Here is an 18,975-nt window from a genome sequence, read left to right as displayed (position 1 = left end):
GCTGTCTGAGTTCTTAATTCTTATGGAACAATGGGCGCAATTGGTATAAAAAATCCATTTCCCGACAACAACCTGCCCGCTTTCCACGTACCGCGAAAATTATTACTTTTAAACGCCACGATTTTATAGCTTGAATTTGCCTTTGTAAATTCTAAGTTGAAATCATAGCCGAGACTGCTGTAACACATTTGAGAGAAACACATGAAAATTAAAATAATCACCCTTCTAGCCTTAATTATATTGATTTCCTGTAAAACTAACCCAAACAAACAAATCGATGAGGGAAAAATAACAGAAAGTACGTACCATAGTAATGAAATTGGCTGGACAATGGAAATTCCTACAGGATGGAATGTAACTCACAAAAGTGTTTCAGACGAAAGAACTGAAAAGGGCTTGGAGGCAATTAAAGAATCAGCTGGAATTGATTACGATGCCACTGGACTCAAACAACTTCTTAATTTTCAAAAAGATAGATTTCATATTTTTCAATCGACATCTGAGCCCTTTGAAATTGAATATGAAGGAGAGTGGGAAGATAATAACGAAGGGCTTAAGCAATTACTATATGAGACCTATGAAAGTCGAGGGATTAAAATCGACACATCATCTTCAACAAAAAAAATAGATAATCTAAACTTTGAAGTTTTTCATATTACTATGTATGGACCAGATGGTAAAATAATTCTCTATCAGGACATGTATAGTCGACTTATTAATGGTTTCGATTTTGGGGTCAATTTGAATTACATAAATGAAAAGGAAAAGAACGAAATGATGAAGGTTTGGAAGGAATCAAAATTTGAATGAAAGGTGAAAATACCAATTCATTTCTAATTAATATTGGATATAGAAAGTTCAAATAAAGAATCACCAATTACATCGATTTTATTCCATCTTAGGAAATTATACATGTATCTTACAACCAAATAGAAAAGTTGTAAACCATTATTCGTTGTCAACTAAATAAATGACTCGATTCGCATTATTCATTTTTGTTTTCACATTTATATCCTGTAAATCTGATAGGACTGAACACTTAGGAGATATCGAAATAATATTTCATCAAAATGGTGGCTCTTCGGTTTTCGTGGGAGGAGATAATTTTGAAAACCAAGACGCTCGAAAACTGAATAATGATGGAATCGCCTTGGCCAAGGAAAAAGAATTTGAAAAGGCCAAAGGGAAATTTCTGAAAGGATTGGAATTTGAACCCGAAAACCCAACGTTGCTAAACAATATCGGGAATACTGAACATAGGCTAAGAAATTATCATAAAGCAATTTATTATTTTGAGAAATCCCTAGAAACTTCGGATTCGACCTATCTTAATTCAAGTCTAAACCTTGGACTTTTATATTGGAAAGATTATGAATTTGAGAAGTCGGTCAATGTTCTGGAATTTACCTTATCTAACTCGAAGGATAGATTCGAGAAAGCTTTTGCCCATCTTCAACTGGCCAAAACATATTTGGACATGAATAAATGCAAAAAATCGGAATTAAGCTATTTACAAGCGGAATCTGAGCTAAGTAACATTTCGGGCTTTACCAAAACGCTTCGGGACTTAAAAATAGAAATAAATAACTGTGTGCAACACAGGCTATAATTCATTGTGGCAAAAGTTCAAACAAAGGATGAATAAGGCAGGTTCAGTTTTTGAAATACATCAAACATTTAATATTACTGGACGCGGTATTGTGCTTACTGGTTTTATTCTCAATGGAGATTTTCGGCTAGGAGATATTATAAAATTTGACTTCAATGGAGATTTAATTTCTCGAAAAATAAAGGGGTTTGACAATGGGATGAGAGTGGAAAAGGGAAAGCCAAATGTTGGTATACTAATCGAGTGTAAAAATCAAAAAGAAATTGAAGCATTAAGAAACTGGAGGCCAAATCGTACAATGGCTGAAATTAGGAGTGATTGGTAAAAAAGTTTAAATAAACGATTTAACATGTTCCTTGATAATGATTTTGAGAAGAAGGTTTGGAAAGCTTTTAGGGATGAAATCCCGTTACTGCTCGTTTATATTCTTGTTCCGGCTTTAGTAGTAATATTATTGTATTACTTGGACAAGTGGATTTAGACTCTCCCTAATAAATGAGGTTCAGTTACTACTAAACAAAATGGGAACGTGCCATACAACATACCGCTAGAAAAGTTCAAATCAACGATTGGTGGAAAATTAATAGAATAATTATGAGTTGGGATTTATATGTACAGGACTGGGGAGGCTTTGATTCATTGGAACAAATCCCAGATGATTTTGAACCGCAATCAATTGGCAAAAGGTCGGAAATAATAGATTCAATAAAAAAAGTAGAACCAACTGTAGATTTTTCGAACCCATCTTGGGGCATATTGGAAAACGAGTGCTTTTCAATTACGTTCAACATGGGAGATTCTGAGGCTCTAAATGGTTTTGTTATGCACATAAAAGGGAGTGAGCTTGCAATACCTTGTATTGGAAATATCCTCGATAGGCTAAATTTAAAAGCTGCGGATGGGTCAACTCCTGACTTTTTCGATGTGCAAAAGTCTAAAGAAGGTATGAGTAAATGGATTGAATACAGAAATTCAATTCTTAAGAAATAATAATGTTCAATTAAAAGATTAACCCATTTCAAATAATGTCGGAGTCATTCTGGATAATTTCCACAAATACCAAGGAAAAAAAGAAAGTGCAAAAGCTTCTGAAGAAAGTATTAGATAATATTGGGATTAAGGGTGTTTCGATTGATTTTAAAACTCATCACGAGACGAAGCTTTTTTATGGAGAGTTTCGATTAACACATGAACATTCATCGAAGGCAGATACCGTCTTTCAAGTTATCAAGTATGGCCAATCTATAGGATACTACTGGCAATTATTTGGAAGTATTGAAACGCAACCGGTGGGAAGGTCTGAAGATTCCAACATCTCAGGAATAACTTCTATGGAATGGCACGTTGAATTTGATTAAAACGACAAACAAAAGCTCAAAAAAAACCACCTCCCTTTCAACCAAAAATACCCATCAACGGGTATTTTTTTGTTTCCGATTTATTCTGATATTAAAAAGCTCCTTTTCTTCTTACAAATTCCAAGGCTTTCTAATGGGCCCAAAACAGCAAGACGGTGTGGAAAAGTTTTGAGAGCTCCTAAAGGGAATCCGTAAGAAAAACCAACAAAAAGTAGTATTTTCATTGGGATAGCATGGATATATGGTGTTTTTCCGATATCCAATAGTTAGTCACAAGCTGAAAACGAAATAATGACAACAACCGAAATAAGAAAAAAAATAGCAGAGTCAGCCGAGAAAGATTGGTTTAATTCGGTTGAAGTTACAATTCGATATCCTCATATAGAATTCGAACAATCATTAAAGGGACTTAGCTCAATTCATAGATTTTTATCGAAACAAGTTGTTGGATGGGAGGAATACACATCTGTTCCGAACGTCTTGAACTCTTCAAAACAACATTTCACTAATCTGAAAAACAGAATTGAAAGTTTTATCAATAGATATCATAACCACAATGAAGCTCAATTAAATAATGTTTGGAGCACAGAACGATCCCAATTACGAAGCAACAGTGGTTACTTCACATTTGATTCAGTCTACACAAAATTTCTAATAGATTTATCGGAACACCTACCAAATTCGGTTATCGGAGCTTTTAACTATCTAATAAAATCAAATAATAACCTAAATGACAGAAATGCATTCATTGGAAGTCTATTGGCTTATGAATTTGAATTAAAAGATAAAGCAGAAATAACCGAAAGAAGAAAAAAAGAAAGAACTTCCCTGAGTAGACTTAAAACAGAATTTAAAAATCAATTAAGTGAAACGGAAACAGATTTGGTCAATCATCTTAAAAGCACAAATGAAAAGTATGATGATTATGTAGAAAAAATTGACAATCTGAAAAACGAGAAGGAACAGCTTTTTACGGATTGGTTTGAAGGAAATGAAGAAAATGAAATTATAGGTGTAAAAGAGGAATTTGACAATTTCAAAGCCAATAAAGAATCAATTTTTAACGATTGGTTTGAAGGAACAGAAGAAGACATAGGAGCAAAGAAGAAAGTATCTGACCTTGAACATACCTATGAAGAACTTCTGAGATTAAAAAAACCTGCTGAATATTGGAAAACCAGAGCTTCTGAATTAAAAAAAGAAGGCTGGAAAGCTATTTATTGGTTAATCGGACTTGTCGCTTTCGCTTGTATTACATTGTATCTATTGCTTTGGCTAACACCAGAAGGAATGCTATTAAGTTTCATAAAAGGTAATGCCCAGGCTATAAAGTGGTCTATTGTTTACATTACTTTCATATCATTTCTAGCATTTGGAATAAGAGCATTAAATAAAGTCGCCTTTAGTTCATTTCACTTGGCTAGAGATGCCGAAGAAAGAGAACGATTAACCTATGTATATTTAGCGTTAATAAAAGACAATGCAGTTGATGAAAAAGATAAAAATCTAATTATGCAATCTTTATTTAGTAGAGCTGACACAGGGTTATTGAAAGATGATTCCGGCCCTACAATGCCAAACAACATTACAGGAAAAATATTTGGCGGAAAATAGAAAAGCCAGCCGCTAACAACAACCATGACTTACCTACCTCCCACACTACCACGAAAATTCTTACTTTTAAACGGTTTGATTTCTTAACTCAAATTTGATAACGTAAATTCCAAGTTGACCTGGCTGCACTTCAAAGGGGAGTGCCCGGCAAGTACGAATCATAGCTATGACAGTTAAAGTTCAAATAAACGATGGTATCCTCTTTTAAAAAATATAAGGAATACCTACCCCTGGCAATCATATTGCCAACACTTCTGGGGGCTTTGGTACAATTGATACATTTAATTAGGATTTCTTCAGGATTTTACAAGTTTTTTTCTCTTTCTCAATCAATTATTGACGGCTCTTATATTTTGCTTCAATTGACCATATTTTGTGCAGCCTTTTATATCATGAATCATTTTGCCAATGATGATGAGTTTTATGTTTTCAAAAATCAGACCTTTATGCAAGGTAATACGGGGAAAAAGAAAAAAATTCTTTTTTGGAGATTGTTAAGAATTAATGTGGGGTTTGCTTTCTCGGTTTTTTTTATTCAAAATTTTGCAATTAGCTTTTCAACGCCATCAATGAAAACTATCGGTTTGCTTTTAATACTAGCACTCTTGAGTGGGGTATTTTTGGCTTGGAAAAGAACAAAGATGTATTTACAAAAACTCTTATGGCTTCATAAAGCTAAAGCAACCCCGGTACAAAACAAGGCAATCCAGATCAGTTCACGTTTTGTCTTTTTTGTTTTTACCTTTTTTATCTTTTTAGCCGTCGTAAATTCAAAACCACCTACTATTGGTTATAATAATTCTGTTTTCATCGAGCGCCTAATAAAGGAGTACAATCTGGAAGGTGCAAGGATTTTATATTTTAATGATTCTTACATTATCGTGGATGTTCAAAATAAAGATTGTGAATGGCAAAAGGGCGTCTTTAAAACTGAAGAGTATATATTGCCAAATCCATTTAAGTGAAGTTTAAATTAGCGATGACCAATTACATCGGTCTTATCCTGTTGTGGGGTATAAAGATGTATTTTACACTCATATAACCTAGTTAGCAACAACCCAAACATTAATAATGTCTAGCGTACTCAAATTATTATCACAGGCTCTAAACAAGGGAACATTGCTTGAACTTGTAATTGAGGACGTCTTTATTGATATGAGACTAGATAACGTTAGAAAACAAAAAAGCGGAAGTCAATACGGTTATGACGTCATAGGTTTTCAAGATGGTAAATGTTGGAAGGCTGAATGTAAGAATTTAAAAAGTGAAGCTACAATAAACGATATTGCTCCAAAACTTATTTGGCATCTTGACGGAAAGAAAATTGACAAATTTATTATTGTCAGCGTTAACGGTATTAGTAATGACCTTTTTCATCTTTTTGAAAATCATTTGTTTTCTTTCCCAATTGAAATATGGCATTCTGAGTACCTTGAATTTTTAATTAAAAATAGTCCTCGCGCAAGAAAAAGGCTTGAAATAAAAAAAAGCGAAAGAATTCGGGAGACATCACCATTAACTTTTTTGCCAAAAGGAATAAAATTTGAAGTAGTCTATAAACGGAACACTCCTTTTTCTTATGACTATTTTAAACTGGATAATGAACTGATTAAGTCCTTTACTGAAAAGGACTTCAAACTTGTAGCGACCATTAGTAATTTGACAAAATCGGATGTGGTAATTAAAGAAGTAAACGTCCGAACTATTAATTATAAGTCGACAAAGGATATACGTGTCTTTAGGCAAGGAATGGCACAAGGAATAATCAAGGCAATACAACTCAATTTCATTCCTAAAAATTCAATTAATGGTAATATAAATCTAATAGAAGGTTCATTAATTGAAGTAAAGCAATCCGAAAATGAGTATTTGGAATTCAATTTGTCATCAGAAGCAAAATCTGGATATTATGAGTTAATATTCGAAATTAGTTTTACGGAAAATGGTATTAACAAAACTTTATTTAGCCCTATTTTTCCTCTTCATATAATTAATGCAACTAACGATTGTGTTAGATTAGAAGTGAAAGGCAAGTATTATGACACCCCTGTCCAAAAAATTCTAGACCTAGAGGAACGAATCTGGAAAAGGATAAAACAAGATGAAGACATTTATTTGCGATTTCTTGGACCCAATTTATTGGAATCGGATGAAAATTTTGGACCGTATTGGAAAGTCTCTTCACTAAAAAAGATCTACAAAGAAAATGCTCCAAAGGGCTTTTTTGGTTTGAGATTACTTGAAAATGATGATGAAACTATCGAACTTAAGATTCCAATTGAAGAAAAACTTTGGTCTGAGAAAGAGTTTTTCAAGGAAATGCAACCCTTTATGGATAAAATAAAAAAGGATATGAATCTATAAAAGTAATAGCGCAGTTGCTACAAAGCATAAATGCAATAAAGGTGGAATTTCCTAGCGGAAAGTTCCACCTTTTTGTTTACTTTTAAATCTAGCGGATAATGACTTACAGACTTACCCAGCTGATTCTCATGCAGACCCAAGGTCTGCTGCCAATTGCGCGGCAAGCCCGACCATTACTGACATTTATACAAAACCGTTGCCAAAGTTCAAATAAACGATGAGCCCGATTACTTCAAATATAATTAGTAGAGTTTTTCAGGTTGGGTTTGAGGAAGATTACGGAACTGGCTTTACAATAGAATCTATGGAATCTCAATACCTAGTTTCAGCTCGACATGTCTTTGAACCAAATTACGACAAGAATGAACTGATTCTAAAAAATGGTCAGACACTTAATATAGACTTATTTCACGAAGAAAGCTGGGTAAACTTAGAAGTTATTTGCAATTTGAGTGAGAATGAAAATATGGATATTGTTGTTTTCACCTTGCCTGCCGACATCAGCGGAAGAACAGAACTTCCCATTGTGAAACAATACTTTTATGGAGAAGATGGATACTTTTTAGGATTTCCTTATACCAAAAACATGTTAGATGATACAAAACTTAACAATGGGTATCCATTTCCTTTTGTGAAAAAATGCATTTGCTCCTCATTGCCTTTGAAAACATCAGAAGGCTTAATGTTTTTTTTAGATGGCCATATTAACCCGGGTTTCTCTGGTGGCCCAGTGGTGTTTATTAGGGATAATGGACAAATAGCTTTGGGAGGAGTGGCAACAGGTTATGTTAAACATCCAGGTCTAGTTGAATATGAATATGTTGAAGATAATGGGAAACTGGAAAAAGAGGAACTAGAATATCTTGAAAATTCAGGAATTATAGAAGCACTCTCAGTTATGGAGATATTTAAAATTATAGATAAAGTTCAAAAGAACGATCTCCATTAAAACTAAAAATACCCGTTGATGGGTATTTTTTTGTTTCCGATTTATCCTCATATTCAAAGCCTCCTTTTCTTCTCACGAATTTCAACGCTTTCCAATGGGCCCAAAGCAACAAGACGTTGTGGAAAAGTTTTGGGAGCTCCTAAAGGGAATCCGTAAGAAAAACCAACAAAAAGCTGTACTTTGGGAGGAGTATTTTGAGGAAGGGCAAACCCGCGGTTTTAGAAATCCTGAGAGATTGGATATTTACAGGGCTACCTGTTACTAGTATTTAAGGCATAGGGTGCTTTCTGGGAAGTTGAGATTATAAAAAAATAACCCTTTACATCGATTATATTCCATTTTGGGAGTATATAGATATATTTACATACATATAAACAAGTTAGCTGCAAGCTGGACAAAATGTCAAATTTGTACATTTGACCTCTGAAAACTAAAACCATTCTTGAAAGTAGAACATAACATATCTCGATTAAAACATTTACTGAAGATGTATAAACTTTCAGTATCAGAATTTTTATCGAGAATTAGTGTTGGGCTAAAGCTATCTATCACAGAAGATGACGTTTTTTCTGGAAAAATTGAAATTGGACACCTAAAGAGAATCGATAAAGTTTTCGAAAAAGGAATTCACTATTATTTAGACCCAAAGTCACCTGAAAACTCGAAAGAGGCAAGTGTTTTTTTTAGAAAAGAAAGTTTTGGAACTGACTTAAATTTTAGAGCTAAAAAAATTGTCAGTCAATTTGAAGAACTGAAAATATCAATTACCGCAATTTCTAAATTGGCTGAATTAGATACTGAAAGAAAAATTCCAAAATTCAGTATAAATGACAATCCAGAAAAAGTTGCAAATGAGTTTAGAAAAATTCTGTATCCAAAATTCACTACAAAACGCAGAGATTTTCTCAAATCATTAATTTCAAAATTAGCTGAAAATAACATATTGGTTTTCGAGTTTGTAGAAACTCATAATAGAAAAGAGAAGGCAAACATTGATGGTTTTTTTCTAAAGCCAAATGTTATTGTTTTGAAAAGACATCAATCTTTTCGAAGAGAGATATTCACGTTAGCACACGAATTAGGACATTTTTTACTTGACAAAGAAGAGATTGAATTACTCGATTATGAGGTCATTGCTGATAAGCATTTATCATCCATAGAAAGATGGTGCAATGATTTTGCTTACTATTTTTTAATTGGCGATTATGGTAAAGTCATTAAAAACCTTGAACCAGCCAAACCATCCAATGATTATCATTTCGACTTAATTAAATCTATTTCAGATGATACTCATTTAAGTCAAATTGCACTATTTACGAGGTTGTTATTTCAGAATCAAATCAGCCAAAAAAATTATAATAAGGTTAGGAGTGACTTTGAAGAACAATTCAAACAATATCAAGAAGAAAAGCAAAGAGAAAAGGAGCTACAAAAAGAGAAAGGAATAAAGCAAAGAGGTTCAGTTGCAAAACCAATTTCTTCACCACTGTTCATATCGACTATTCAAGCCGCATTTTATGAAGGTATTATTAATGAATATGACGTTTACAAAAAGTTGAAGATTAAACCTGAAAAATTAGACAAGTTTATTCAATGATAGTGGTAATCGATACAAGCTCTTTATTGTCCTTGGTTCGTTATTACTTACCATTTGACCAGAACAATAAACTTCTGAACTTAATTAAACGAGAGATTCAAAATCATAACATCGTAGTTATTGATGAAGTATTGAACGAGTGTAAATTGGTTTCAGGCAAATTAGTTGTAAAGAAATTAGATTTTTTAATTGATAAAGACTTTTTAAAGGCTCACAAAATTCCTATTAAAACTGAAAATCTAATCCCACCATCGCCTACCAGATTCTATAATCTTGTAGATAGAAATTTTATAACAACAAATGCTAAAAGGTTAAATAGCGCTCAATTTGAACAGCAAAAAAAGGAATTTTTAGAATCTGCGGATGCAAGAATGATTATTTATTTACTAACTCAAATCAGTAAAAACTCATTTGAAGAGATAATTCTTGTAACAGAGGAAACAGAAGGGAGCAATGATTTAAAAGCCTTCAAAAAGCTTCCTGCGATTTGTAAAATTTTAAATATTGAGATAAAAACATTACCAGAATTATTAGAATTGTACACTGATATAAACTTCTCGTTTGAATAGTAAAAAGCCAATGTACAACACAGCGTATAAGACAGTTAGCAAACCCTTGAAAAATGGCCTACCAAAAAATTATTATTGGAATCAGAATACTAAACTTGGCCTAAGAGAATTTTGGTCTGAACTGTCCGATTATATCCCTAATTGGAAGGAACTGTATGAACAGTTGTATAGGATGAAGTTATAAGCAATAGAAATTCTATGAGGAAGAAGCTTGAGACAAAATTTGATTTTAAACAAATAACGGAACTTCGTAATGTTTTTGTGGGGCGAAATTGGGCTAATTTTGATGAGTTTGAGAGTTTTTTTGACAATTTTTGTTCTATCTCCGAGCATTTAGACCAAACTCAAGCAAATCTAGTTTTAGAACTTACTGATCAATTTTTGTGGTTACGAGAAACTGAATATTATTCCATATTTAAAAAGGTTCTCATAAAACTTTCTAAAATAAAACATTTGAACTTAAATAGGGTGTATGTAATTCCCATGCTTTCCCCAACTGATAGAGAAGGAAGCAAAACAAAGAGTTCGCGTGTTGTAGCTTATCTATGTCGAAGTACTCTTTTAAAATTTATTACAGAATTTAAAAGTACAGAGTTTATAATTGTAGATGACTTAAAACATCTCCCAAATCATAAGAAAGTAAAGAAAAATAACCATCCCGTTATTTTGGTAGACGATTTCGTGGGTACGGGAGATACTGCTACTGAAGCATTAGAGGAGATAATAGGAATTCAAAAATATTCAAATGAAACCTTGTTTATACTTTCACTAGTGAGCCAGAGACAAGGTATTAAAGCAGTCAATGATATGGGATATCACCTATTAACAGAGGTAGTCCATCCTAAGGGAATTTCTGAAAGATATGATGGTAAAGAAGAGCTGGAAAAGAAAAAAATAATGAAAAGCATTGAAGATATTCTTGCGATAAGCAAAAACTATCGTTTTGGATATAAAGGATCTGAGGCACTTGTTTCAATGATAAGAACGCCAAATAACACCTTTCCAATGTATTGGTGGAATTGCAAACTTGAAAAAGGCAAGAAATGGAATGCTCCCTTTCCCAGGTAAAAATCAGATAATGGAAGACACAATTAAATTGAAGATGTTATTAATAATGTCGAATGATGGCAGTATCCGTGAATTTATTAGGAATGGTTATACTTATAGCCAGATCGCGATGATGACTAATGAGTTGATTCAAGATGAATACGTTATTGAAAAAGACGGTAGCTTAACCTTGAGTAAAAAAGGTGAAGAGTGGTTGTCAAAGGAATTTAAAGAAAATAGAATTAAGGGGGCAGAAAGTTGGATTGTTCCAGAGGATAAAAGCAGAATTAAGAAGTTAAATGAAAATGAAGTATATTTACCTAATAGAAATGAACTTCATTTTTAGAAAGATTTGGGTAGGGAGTCCCTATCTATTTTGAGAACTTTCTTTCAAGCCAAACAAGGCTTAGCAACGGTAAAATTTCGCGAAGGGCGAAATATTCCCCGTCACTAATCCTTGTTTATTCCGAACGGGGGCTAAAACAATATAGTCCCCTGTTCATATGGAGATGTTGTATGGATTCATTTGAAAAATATTCCGAAAAGTTTACCGCAAAAGCACTAAATGCTGGTTATTCACAAGATGAAATTGATCATTGTTTACATTATGCTGAGCCAATATTTGAAAGGAATCTTCCAATTATTTATAATACCTCACATTTTTCTGCACTAGTTGGGTATAACCAAAAATATATAAGAAGGGTCGTTAGAACTAAATCAACTGAATGGTTCTACCGAAAATTTGAAATAAAAAAAGTTAACGGTGGTTTTCGAACCATACAAGAGCCACTACCAAGCCTCAAGGAAATTCAAAAGTGGATTTTAGATAACGTTCTTAACAAGATACCCATTAGTCCATATGCAAAGGCTTATACTCGAAAACGAAATATTAGGGATCATGCTCGGTATCATAGAAAACAAAAAGTCGTGGTTACCATGGACATCGAGAATTTTTTTGATAGAATTACTAGGAGGGAAATTGAAAAAATTTATAGGAAGGTTGATTATTCAGAAAAAGTGTCTGAGTTACTATCTAAGATTTGTACTCTAGAAGATAAATTACCACAAGGTGCACCTACAAGCCCTTATTTGTCAAATGTTTTAATGAGTGAATTCGACAAGGAAATTTCAGAGTATTGCATTTCAAGTAGTCTAAAATATACCAGATATGCTGATGATATGGCGTTCTCAGGTGATGAGGTAGACTTAAAAAAATTAAGGAGTAAAATAGATAGAGAGCTCAAAAAAGTAGGTTTGAACCTTAACAATGACAAGACATTCGAAATGCCCTCAGTTAAACGACAGCTTATTTCTGGAATAATAGTTAATGAGAAAATACAAGTACCAAGGAAAAAACGCGATGAATTAAGACAGGCAATATATTTCATTGAAAATTTTGGTCTTGAAAGTCATCTAGAAAGAATAGGTTGTGCTAAGTCAAATTATCTTAAACATCTGCTTGGAGTGGGAAACTATATTTTATTGATAAACCCAAAAGATGAGCGAACAAAAAAGATAATGATTAAGCTAAGAGAGCTTTATCAAAATAGCATTTGAGTGATTTTTCTCTGATTGACATTCAGGTAATCTAAACAATTTAGCTAAGTACTATTTTTCATTTACGAATAAAAGTTAATATGAGAGTGAGAGATATTCTTTACAAATCGCACCTTTTGTAAAGAGTTTATTATATGGAACAAATTTTAGTATCTTCCTTAAAAGTTCAAATAAACGATTTTTTAAATTGAAAGAAACTCATTGTCCAGTTTGCTAACGTAAATTCCAAGTTGACCTGCCTGCCCTTCAATGGTAGGTAAATAAGCCGGCAGGTCCATTGCTCAGTAAGTTGGTTAAAAAGTAATATTTTCATGTGGTATAGTATGGATATCTAGAGTTTTCCCCAGATCCAGTATTTTAGATGTAATCTAAAAAATCAACAATAAAGATTTGGAAAAAGATAAGCGCACAGAATTATATAAAGACTATCCTGAAATTATTGAAGGAAATGTCAAAATGGACAAAGCCAATTCAAAAATCAATATTTATTCTGGCGTTTATACTCTTAAAGATGATAAAAATGAACTAAAAATAAATGGGGAAATATTTTTTTCTTGGTTTCCGAATTCGGGAACCTATTTCTCTGGAATTCCGACTGAAAAAGGAATTGACACTTTTGACATTTTGAATAGAATAAATTCTTTTAAAATAGTGATTAATAATCTTGAACTTGGAGATGGGTTTATAACTAACTCAACGATACAAAGTTTTAGCGGAGCATCAAAAATTCAGGGTATCTTGTCTCAACAGGCTGTTTTTGGAGATAAGAGTGTTTCGGTTGAAGCAATAAACTTTTGCGTACCCAACCTTAGAAGCTTTCACGGAACAATTGTAAAAAAGATAACTAAAGGAAAAAGATACACAGGTAAAAACAGATTAAAACTAGAAAATGAAAAGTATCTAATTTCAATCGACAAGGCCAAGAACTACAATGACTTAAAAAGCGAATTAAAAGAAAACGGAGGTTATCTTATTCTATACAATGGGTTATTGAAAAGTAAAAAGGGAGCAATAAGTTTCGAGGACTCAAAAGATATTTTTCATTGTTTAAGCTCATTCTTGACTTTTTTAAATGGTAGAAGAGTTTCTGCTCTATTTGCTACTGGAACCTTTGAGGGCAAAAATATTTGGTGTGACTATACAGACTATCATGTTGACATTTATAAGCATTGTACTTCGTGGCCTCAGAGTCATTCAATTATAGGTAGTGAGGCTATTTGGATAAAATTCAATGACCTTTGGAAAGATAAAGAAAATAGAAACTTCTTAACTTCAGTTATTCATTGGTATGTCGAAGCGAATAATAATTCTGGTTTCTCTGAAGGTGCAATTATTATGGCACAAACTGCTTTAGAATTGTTATATAATTGGTGGATAATTGAAAACAAAAAAATAATTATCGGCAAAGACTCGGAGAATATCAATGCATCAAATAAAATTAGATTACTATTATCTCAATTAGGAATTCAATGTTCTGTACCAGCTGGATTTAAATACTTACAAGAATTTTTAGATAGTGAAATACAAATAGTAGATGCTTGTGATGCTGTTGTACAAATTCGGAACGCTATCGTACATTCTCAGGAAGAAAAAAGAAAGAAATTAAGTTCAATACATTATAGAGCAAAGTACGAAGCCTTGGAACTTTGCATATGGTACATAGAAATGGCATTATTAGGGATTCTAGGTTATAATGATAAATATTATAATAGAACCTCAAATGAATTTGTAAAAAGTGAGGCTAACGAATTAGTACCTTGGTCAAGCAAAAAAAATCAGTAAAGCCTACTTCTAACAATATATAAGACATAGTGCGAGTCATTGCAAACGCTAATGGTTCGTGCATTTTAGGGAAGTCTCCAAATTTAAAAACTCTGCTCTGCGTTAAACCGAAAAGTTAGTGCCTTTTTACACGCTACATTTCATACACAAGACCGTTGTACGCAAGCTGAAAAACGAAGAAATGGATTGGAACTTAAAAAGTGGAGTTATCGTAATCGGTTCATTATTATGGCAGGATTATCTGAACGAAAAAGGAGACGATATTAGGCGCAGTTGGCGAGAAGAACATTTAGACTTAGACAACAAAATTCCGATTAAAGTTCCAATCAGATATGGCCGTTTATCAAGGTCAGGAATTGCTACTATGGTTTATTCCAATAGAATGAAAAATAAACTCGGTTTTGCTTACTTAATTCCTTTGAAGCATAAAATCAATAATACTGAGGCGCTAATTGAAGAAACCCAAGCTCTATCAGTCGCCGAAGGAATGAAAGGAGATTTTACCCGAGCCTGGGGAGTTTTAACATACTTGATGAACGAAGAAAGAATTAACCCGGATTTTAAAAAAAAGATTATCCGAGTTTTCAGGCAGAGAAAAAACGCGGAATTGGATATAAATCAATATAAAGTCGGGCGAGAAAAAAGTTGCATCACAAAATCACTAAAGCTTAACATTGATTGGGTAAAGCCTATTCGGAGTAAGGATTTGAAAAAATTGGAGCAGTTTGATTTTCTAATGGCTACCGCAACCAAACCAAAAAATAGATTACTGACTTTTAAGGAAATTGCAAACGGAATAGAATCAGATTTAGGTAGAGAATATTTTATAAATAACATTAAGAATGGCATTGTCACACAAGAAGATTTCATAATAGCCAAGCAAATGGAAAAGCCAGCGAACAACAAAGGCTCCTCTAAAAAGCCCTAGTCCAGCTTCATAAAACGAACGTTTGGGACAATCCGTATCCCCCCTACTCCACCACTGGCTGCGTCCAGGCCCGTTCGTGTTCGCTCTCGTCAAAAACGTTGGGGTTGCTTTGGTCCGAAACCACCTTGGTGCGGACAAAGAGGTAGGCATCGCTTAGCTCAAAGGTGGCCTTGGTGCCCGCTACCCGCTCAATGATCTTGGATTGCTTCGTGGCCCGCTCCAGGCCGATCAACTGAATCTCATAGTTAACGCCCGGTTCGGCATCCACTTCAATGGTAAGCTTCTTGCCCTTCTTTTCCACCGTTTTTAAGACCACCCCGGTAGAGGCGTAGAAGTGGCCCTGTTCCATGGCGTCAATGATCCCGGCCGCACTGAGGCTATCGGCCTGCACCATGACCCAGCCCCGGCCCGGATTGCCGTTCTCCTTGTTGAATTGGTGGTAATGGTGGCTGTCGTCCGCAGCAACACCATACAGCAACGGTTTTCCTTGCTCCAGGTAGGAGGCATTGATCAAATCCCACATGGTCTCCGTGCCCAGGTGGTCGGCGTCGCCATTGTTGTTCACCAGCGGGTGACCGTTATAGACCTCAAAAAAGCGCACGTCCCGGATCTGGGTAAAGTCGGCCGCGGTGATGGCATAGCCGTAATTGGGGTGGTTAATATGCGGCAAGATGGGGACCCCGGTGCTTTTGCGCTGTTCCAAAATGGCGTCAATGTTGTTTTGGATGACCTCCACCACACTGGCCCCGGGCTGGGGAGCTATCTTTTCCTGGATGTTGGCGGCGTTGATATGTATGGGCTTGTCCTGGTAGGCGGTGGTAATTTCCTCGGAGGGCAGGATCAGAAAGCGGCCCGCTTCCTCGAACAGGGGGCGGTATTCCTCTAGGGTCTTTAATTTTACCTGGGTGTTACCCGCACTATCGCTTCGATGCTGCACCCAATCTTCCCCATAGGTGTTAAGGTAGTCCTTAAACCCTTTTTGTATATGGATGCGATTGGAAAGGGTGATCCATTTCTCCCCCTCGTTCAGGGTATTGTGGTCCGACAGTACCGTAAACTGATAGCCCTGGGCCTTGTACCAGGCCATAATGACCTCCGGGAATTCATTGCCATCGCTCCAATAGGAGTGCGCGTGCAAATTGCCCTTATACCATGGCTTGGTCGGTTCCGGACCGGAGGTGCAGGAAAAGGCCACCAAACTTAGGGTGATCAGGAAGTATGTGCCACTGTTTTTTGTCTTCATTGCTTTGTTTTGTCGGGTGTTTTTGTTCCCTAAATTTACGCTAATCCTAGGGAACCACTGTTCTCGATACGATCTTCTACACAACACTGCGCACTGAAAACTGCCAACTGTTAACTAGTTTCTGGTTTCTGGTTTCTCGGTTACCGTTCCCTGTCGACCATCGTCCTTCACTCAAATTAGGGAAGAGCGAAAAGGTAATAGCGAAGTCAGAGGTCAGAGATCAGTATTGATAATTGTTCATTGCTAATTGTTTATTGTCTTCACTACTTTATGATGACCTTCCTCTTTATCATTGATCCATCCCCGAGCTCCATGACCAGAAAATAGACGCCCGCTTGTTTCCCCGAAAGATCAAGTTCATAGGTGTGGTCATCCTTTCTAAGGGCAGGTGGAACCAATACCCGGCCCGTTGTATCGAACAGTTGAAAACTTGTCCTGGTCCCTACAAAACGTGAGGAGCGGAGGGTGAGGAGACCATCCGTGGGGTTGGGAACCACCCTAATCATTTCACCGGACCAGGGGAGCGCTACGGCCAGTTTCCCCTCACAGGCCACACTGGAAAGGACCTCCACCATGTCCCCCTGGTTTACCGCCACGGAAAATTTATGGGTACCGTACTGCCCAATGACCTTGTCGTTGACCTTTACCGTATAGGGCGCCGTGCCCGAGGCGATCTCCACGGCTACTTTGTTGGGGATACCGCTCCCTGTGCCCAGCGAGGTCTTCCCGGACAGGACAGGGGCCGCTGCCACCATAAGCTCAAAACACTGTTGGTAAGCGGAGCCTTTGACGGCGATGCATACGGGATAGGGGCCCGGGGGCAGGTCCGTTACCTTGAGTTCCTTTGTAAAATCATGGGTCTTGTCCTTTACCGTGGCGGTATATTCAAGTTCCTGTGCGGCACTGATTTGGATCGCGCCGTTGTCCCTGCCCTTGCAGGTCTCGCCCATGGCCCAAAGCTGAAAATTGTCGCCCACCAGTACATCCTCGGCACGGACCACCCTTACTTTGAAGGTATGGATGGCCATACCCCCATAGTTGTCCCTTGCCGTAATGGTAATGTCGGCAACGCCCGTGCCCTCTTCCGTAAGGAGCAAGCTTCCTTGCCCGGAAAGGCTTGCTGTTACCACACCTGCATTGGCCGAGGCGACGGTGATTGTAAGCTCATGCCCGTCGGGATCCGTAAAAAGACCGTCCAGATCCAGAATATGGGTCCCAAAACCCACATTCATTTGCCGGTCCGCTATGGGGTTCGCTACCGCAGGTGGGTGGTTCCCTTGGACCATGACGCTTACAAGGAACACCTCAACGGCCCGGCCCCCATGACCATCTTCCGCACTTACCCTAATATCGGTGACACCCGCACCCGTTTCGGTCAGGTGCAGTTGGGCCCCGTCCCCGGAAAGGCTTGCTGTTACCACACCTGCATTGGCCGAGGCGACGGTGACCGTAAGCTTATGCCTGTCGGGATCCGTAAAAAGACCGTCCAGATCTAGGGTATGGATTCCAAAACCCTCATTAAACTCCTGGTCGGGAATTTCCCTGCTTACTATGGGGGAACGGTTTCCTTCCGTAACCACCGCCACAGCAAAGACATCTGTTGCAACACCGCCATGGCCGTCGTCGGCCGTTAGGGTGATGTCGGCAATGCCGGGACCCGTTTCGGTCAGCTGCAGTTGGCTCCCGTCCTCGGAAATGGATACGCTGACCACCTCCTCCTTGTCCGGGACCGCACGGAAACGAAGGGCATGGCCGTCCCCATCGGCAAACACCCCGTCCAGCTCAAGGTTATGGGTCTTAAAACCCCCGTCCATCAGTTGGTCCGGAATGCCGGCCACTATGGTCGGCAGCCGGTTGTTCATATACCAGGCAATCCTGTTGTCCGCAGTTGAGGCCGAGAGCACATCCAGGTCCCCGTCCCCATCCAGATCGCCAGTATGGACCGAAAGGGCACCCTCCGCATCGGTGGAGATCATTAATTGTTCCCCAAAGTTGCCCGCCCCATCGTTCTCGTACCAGGCGATCTTGTCGTCATCGGCAGAGGCCGAGAGCACGTCCAGATCCCCGTCGCCGTCCAGATCTCCGACGTGTACCGAAGAGGCACCCTCCGCCTCGGTGGAAATGATCTGTTGTTCCCCAAAATGGCCCGCCCCATCGTTCTCGTACCAGGCGATCTTGTTGTCCGTACTAGAGGCCGAAAGCACATCCAGGTCCCCGTCCCCGTCCAGATCACCGGCATGCACAGAAGAGGCACCCTCCGCCTCGTTGGAGATCATTAATTGTTCCCCAAAATGGCCCGCCCCATCGTTCTCGTACCAGGCGATCTTGTTGTCCGTACTAGAGGCCGAAAGCACATCC

General features: G+C 37.2%; 17 protein-coding genes. 15 read left to right on the top strand and 2 right to left on the bottom strand.

What is annotated here, in order from left to right:
* Positions 1–201: 201 nt before the first annotated feature.
* The 15 genes from ACRD67_RS01585 to ACRD67_RS01515 all read left to right on the top strand — a co-directional run bounded on the left by ACRD67_RS01585 (position 202) and on the right by ACRD67_RS01515 (position 15,374).
* On the top strand, positions 202–810 hold the full coding sequence (locus ACRD67_RS01585; RefSeq protein ID WP_430965277.1) for a hypothetical protein: 609 nt from the start codon (positions 202–204) through the stop codon (positions 808–810).
* A gap of 160 nt (positions 811–970) precedes the next feature.
* Entirely contained in the window at positions 971–1,609 is a 639-nt protein-coding gene (locus tag ACRD67_RS01580) for a tetratricopeptide repeat protein (RefSeq protein WP_430965276.1), read from the top strand.
* A gap of 28 nt (positions 1,610–1,637) precedes the next feature.
* Positions 1,638–1,934 (top strand): hypothetical protein, encoded by a 297-nt coding sequence (locus ACRD67_RS01575; protein WP_430965275.1) that lies wholly within the window; start codon positions 1,638–1,640, stop codon positions 1,932–1,934.
* A 269-nt stretch (positions 1,935–2,203) separates the two neighbouring features.
* Positions 2,204–2,599, top strand: coding sequence for a hypothetical protein (locus ACRD67_RS01570; protein WP_430965274.1), 396 nt, complete (start codon positions 2,204–2,206; stop codon positions 2,597–2,599).
* 659 nt (positions 2,600–3,258) lie between these two features.
* The gene (locus ACRD67_RS01565) at positions 3,259–4,581 is read left to right on the top strand and encodes a DUF6161 domain-containing protein (RefSeq protein WP_430965273.1); all 1,323 of its coding nucleotides are present in this window, start codon (positions 3,259–3,261) and stop codon (positions 4,579–4,581) included.
* A 191-nt stretch (positions 4,582–4,772) separates the two neighbouring features.
* The gene (locus ACRD67_RS01560; protein WP_430965272.1) at positions 4,773–5,546 is read left to right on the top strand and encodes a hypothetical protein; all 774 of its coding nucleotides are present in this window, start codon (positions 4,773–4,775) and stop codon (positions 5,544–5,546) included.
* 106 nt (positions 5,547–5,652) lie between these two features.
* Complete coding sequence (locus ACRD67_RS01555; RefSeq protein ID WP_430965271.1) at positions 5,653–6,945, top strand: hypothetical protein; 1,293 nt, start codon at positions 5,653–5,655, stop codon at positions 6,943–6,945.
* Between the two features lie 217 nt (positions 6,946–7,162).
* On the top strand, positions 7,163–7,894 hold the full coding sequence (locus tag ACRD67_RS01550) for a trypsin-like peptidase domain-containing protein (protein WP_430965270.1): 732 nt from the start codon (positions 7,163–7,165) through the stop codon (positions 7,892–7,894).
* 487 nt (positions 7,895–8,381) lie between these two features.
* A complete protein-coding gene (locus ACRD67_RS01545) occupies positions 8,382–9,491 on the top strand; it encodes an ImmA/IrrE family metallo-endopeptidase (RefSeq protein WP_430965269.1) in 1,110 nt (369 codons plus the stop codon).
* Positions 9,488–10,060: a DUF4411 family protein gene (locus ACRD67_RS01540; RefSeq protein ID WP_430965268.1), complete on the top strand. Its 573-nt coding sequence runs from the start codon at positions 9,488–9,490 to the stop codon at positions 10,058–10,060. The genes ACRD67_RS01545 and ACRD67_RS01540 overlap by 4 nt, the downstream gene beginning before the upstream one ends.
* Before the next feature lie 198 nt (positions 10,061–10,258).
* Positions 10,259–11,128 (top strand): phosphoribosyltransferase-like protein, encoded by an 870-nt coding sequence (locus tag ACRD67_RS01535; protein WP_430965267.1) that lies wholly within the window; start codon positions 10,259–10,261, stop codon positions 11,126–11,128.
* 10 nt (positions 11,129–11,138) lie between these two features.
* Complete coding sequence (locus tag ACRD67_RS01530; RefSeq protein ID WP_430965266.1) at positions 11,139–11,453, top strand: hypothetical protein; 315 nt, start codon at positions 11,139–11,141, stop codon at positions 11,451–11,453.
* Between the two features lie 170 nt (positions 11,454–11,623).
* A complete protein-coding gene (locus ACRD67_RS01525) occupies positions 11,624–12,664 on the top strand; it encodes a retron St85 family RNA-directed DNA polymerase (protein WP_430965265.1) in 1,041 nt (346 codons plus the stop codon).
* Between the two features lie 390 nt (positions 12,665–13,054).
* Positions 13,055–14,446 (top strand): YopA family protein, encoded by a 1,392-nt coding sequence (locus tag ACRD67_RS01520; protein ID WP_430965264.1) that lies wholly within the window; start codon positions 13,055–13,057, stop codon positions 14,444–14,446.
* A gap of 181 nt (positions 14,447–14,627) precedes the next feature.
* Positions 14,628–15,374, top strand: a complete 747-nt coding sequence (locus ACRD67_RS01515) for a hypothetical protein (RefSeq protein ID WP_430965263.1) — start codon at positions 14,628–14,630, stop codon at positions 15,372–15,374.
* Between the two features lie 43 nt (positions 15,375–15,417).
* On the opposite strand, the gene ACRD67_RS01510 is transcribed toward ACRD67_RS01515, so the two are convergent.
* On the bottom strand, positions 15,418–16,617 hold the full coding sequence (locus ACRD67_RS01510) for a CehA/McbA family metallohydrolase domain-containing protein (RefSeq protein ID WP_430965262.1): 1,200 nt from the start codon (positions 16,615–16,617) through the stop codon (positions 15,418–15,420).
* A gap of 263 nt (positions 16,618–16,880) precedes the next feature.
* The coding region (locus ACRD67_RS01505) for a T9SS type A sorting domain-containing protein (RefSeq protein WP_430965261.1) at positions 16,881–18,975 on the bottom strand (2,095 nt) is incomplete at its 5' end.

Origin of the sequence: Eudoraea algarum, from assembly GCF_050589645.1 — a bacterium.
Classification (GTDB): domain Bacteria; phylum Bacteroidota; class Bacteroidia; order Flavobacteriales; family Flavobacteriaceae; genus JBNGOQ01.
The sequence above is the reverse complement of the archived record's forward strand: the minus strand, read 5'-3'. Positions and strand labels throughout refer to the sequence as shown.

Coding starts and splice junctions, on each gene's coding strand:
- ACRD67_RS01585 (WP_430965277.1), top strand. CDS start 202: ATGAAAATTAAAATAATCACCCTTCTAGCCTTAATTATATTGATTTCC.
- ACRD67_RS01580 (WP_430965276.1), top strand. CDS start 971: ATGACTCGATTCGCATTATTCATTTTTGTTTTCACATTTATATCCTGT.
- ACRD67_RS01575 (WP_430965275.1), top strand. CDS start 1,638: ATGAATAAGGCAGGTTCAGTTTTTGAAATACATCAAACATTTAATATT.
- ACRD67_RS01570 (WP_430965274.1), top strand. CDS start 2,204: ATGAGTTGGGATTTATATGTACAGGACTGGGGAGGCTTTGATTCATTG.
- ACRD67_RS01565 (WP_430965273.1), top strand. CDS start 3,259: ATGACAACAACCGAAATAAGAAAAAAAATAGCAGAGTCAGCCGAGAAA.
- ACRD67_RS01560 (WP_430965272.1), top strand. CDS start 4,773: ATGGTATCCTCTTTTAAAAAATATAAGGAATACCTACCCCTGGCAATC.
- ACRD67_RS01555 (WP_430965271.1), top strand. CDS start 5,653: ATGTCTAGCGTACTCAAATTATTATCACAGGCTCTAAACAAGGGAACA.
- ACRD67_RS01550 (WP_430965270.1), top strand. CDS start 7,163: ATGAGCCCGATTACTTCAAATATAATTAGTAGAGTTTTTCAGGTTGGG.
- ACRD67_RS01545 (WP_430965269.1), top strand. CDS start 8,382: ATGTATAAACTTTCAGTATCAGAATTTTTATCGAGAATTAGTGTTGGG.
- ACRD67_RS01540 (WP_430965268.1), top strand. CDS start 9,488: ATGATAGTGGTAATCGATACAAGCTCTTTATTGTCCTTGGTTCGTTAT.
- ACRD67_RS01535 (WP_430965267.1), top strand. CDS start 10,259: ATGAGGAAGAAGCTTGAGACAAAATTTGATTTTAAACAAATAACGGAA.
- ACRD67_RS01530 (WP_430965266.1), top strand. CDS start 11,139: ATGGAAGACACAATTAAATTGAAGATGTTATTAATAATGTCGAATGAT.
- ACRD67_RS01525 (WP_430965265.1), top strand. CDS start 11,624: ATGGATTCATTTGAAAAATATTCCGAAAAGTTTACCGCAAAAGCACTA.
- ACRD67_RS01515 (WP_430965263.1), top strand. CDS start 14,628: ATGGATTGGAACTTAAAAAGTGGAGTTATCGTAATCGGTTCATTATTA.
- ACRD67_RS01510 (WP_430965262.1), bottom strand. CDS start 16,617: ATGAAGACAAAAAACAGTGGCACATACTTCCTGATCACCCTAAGTTTG.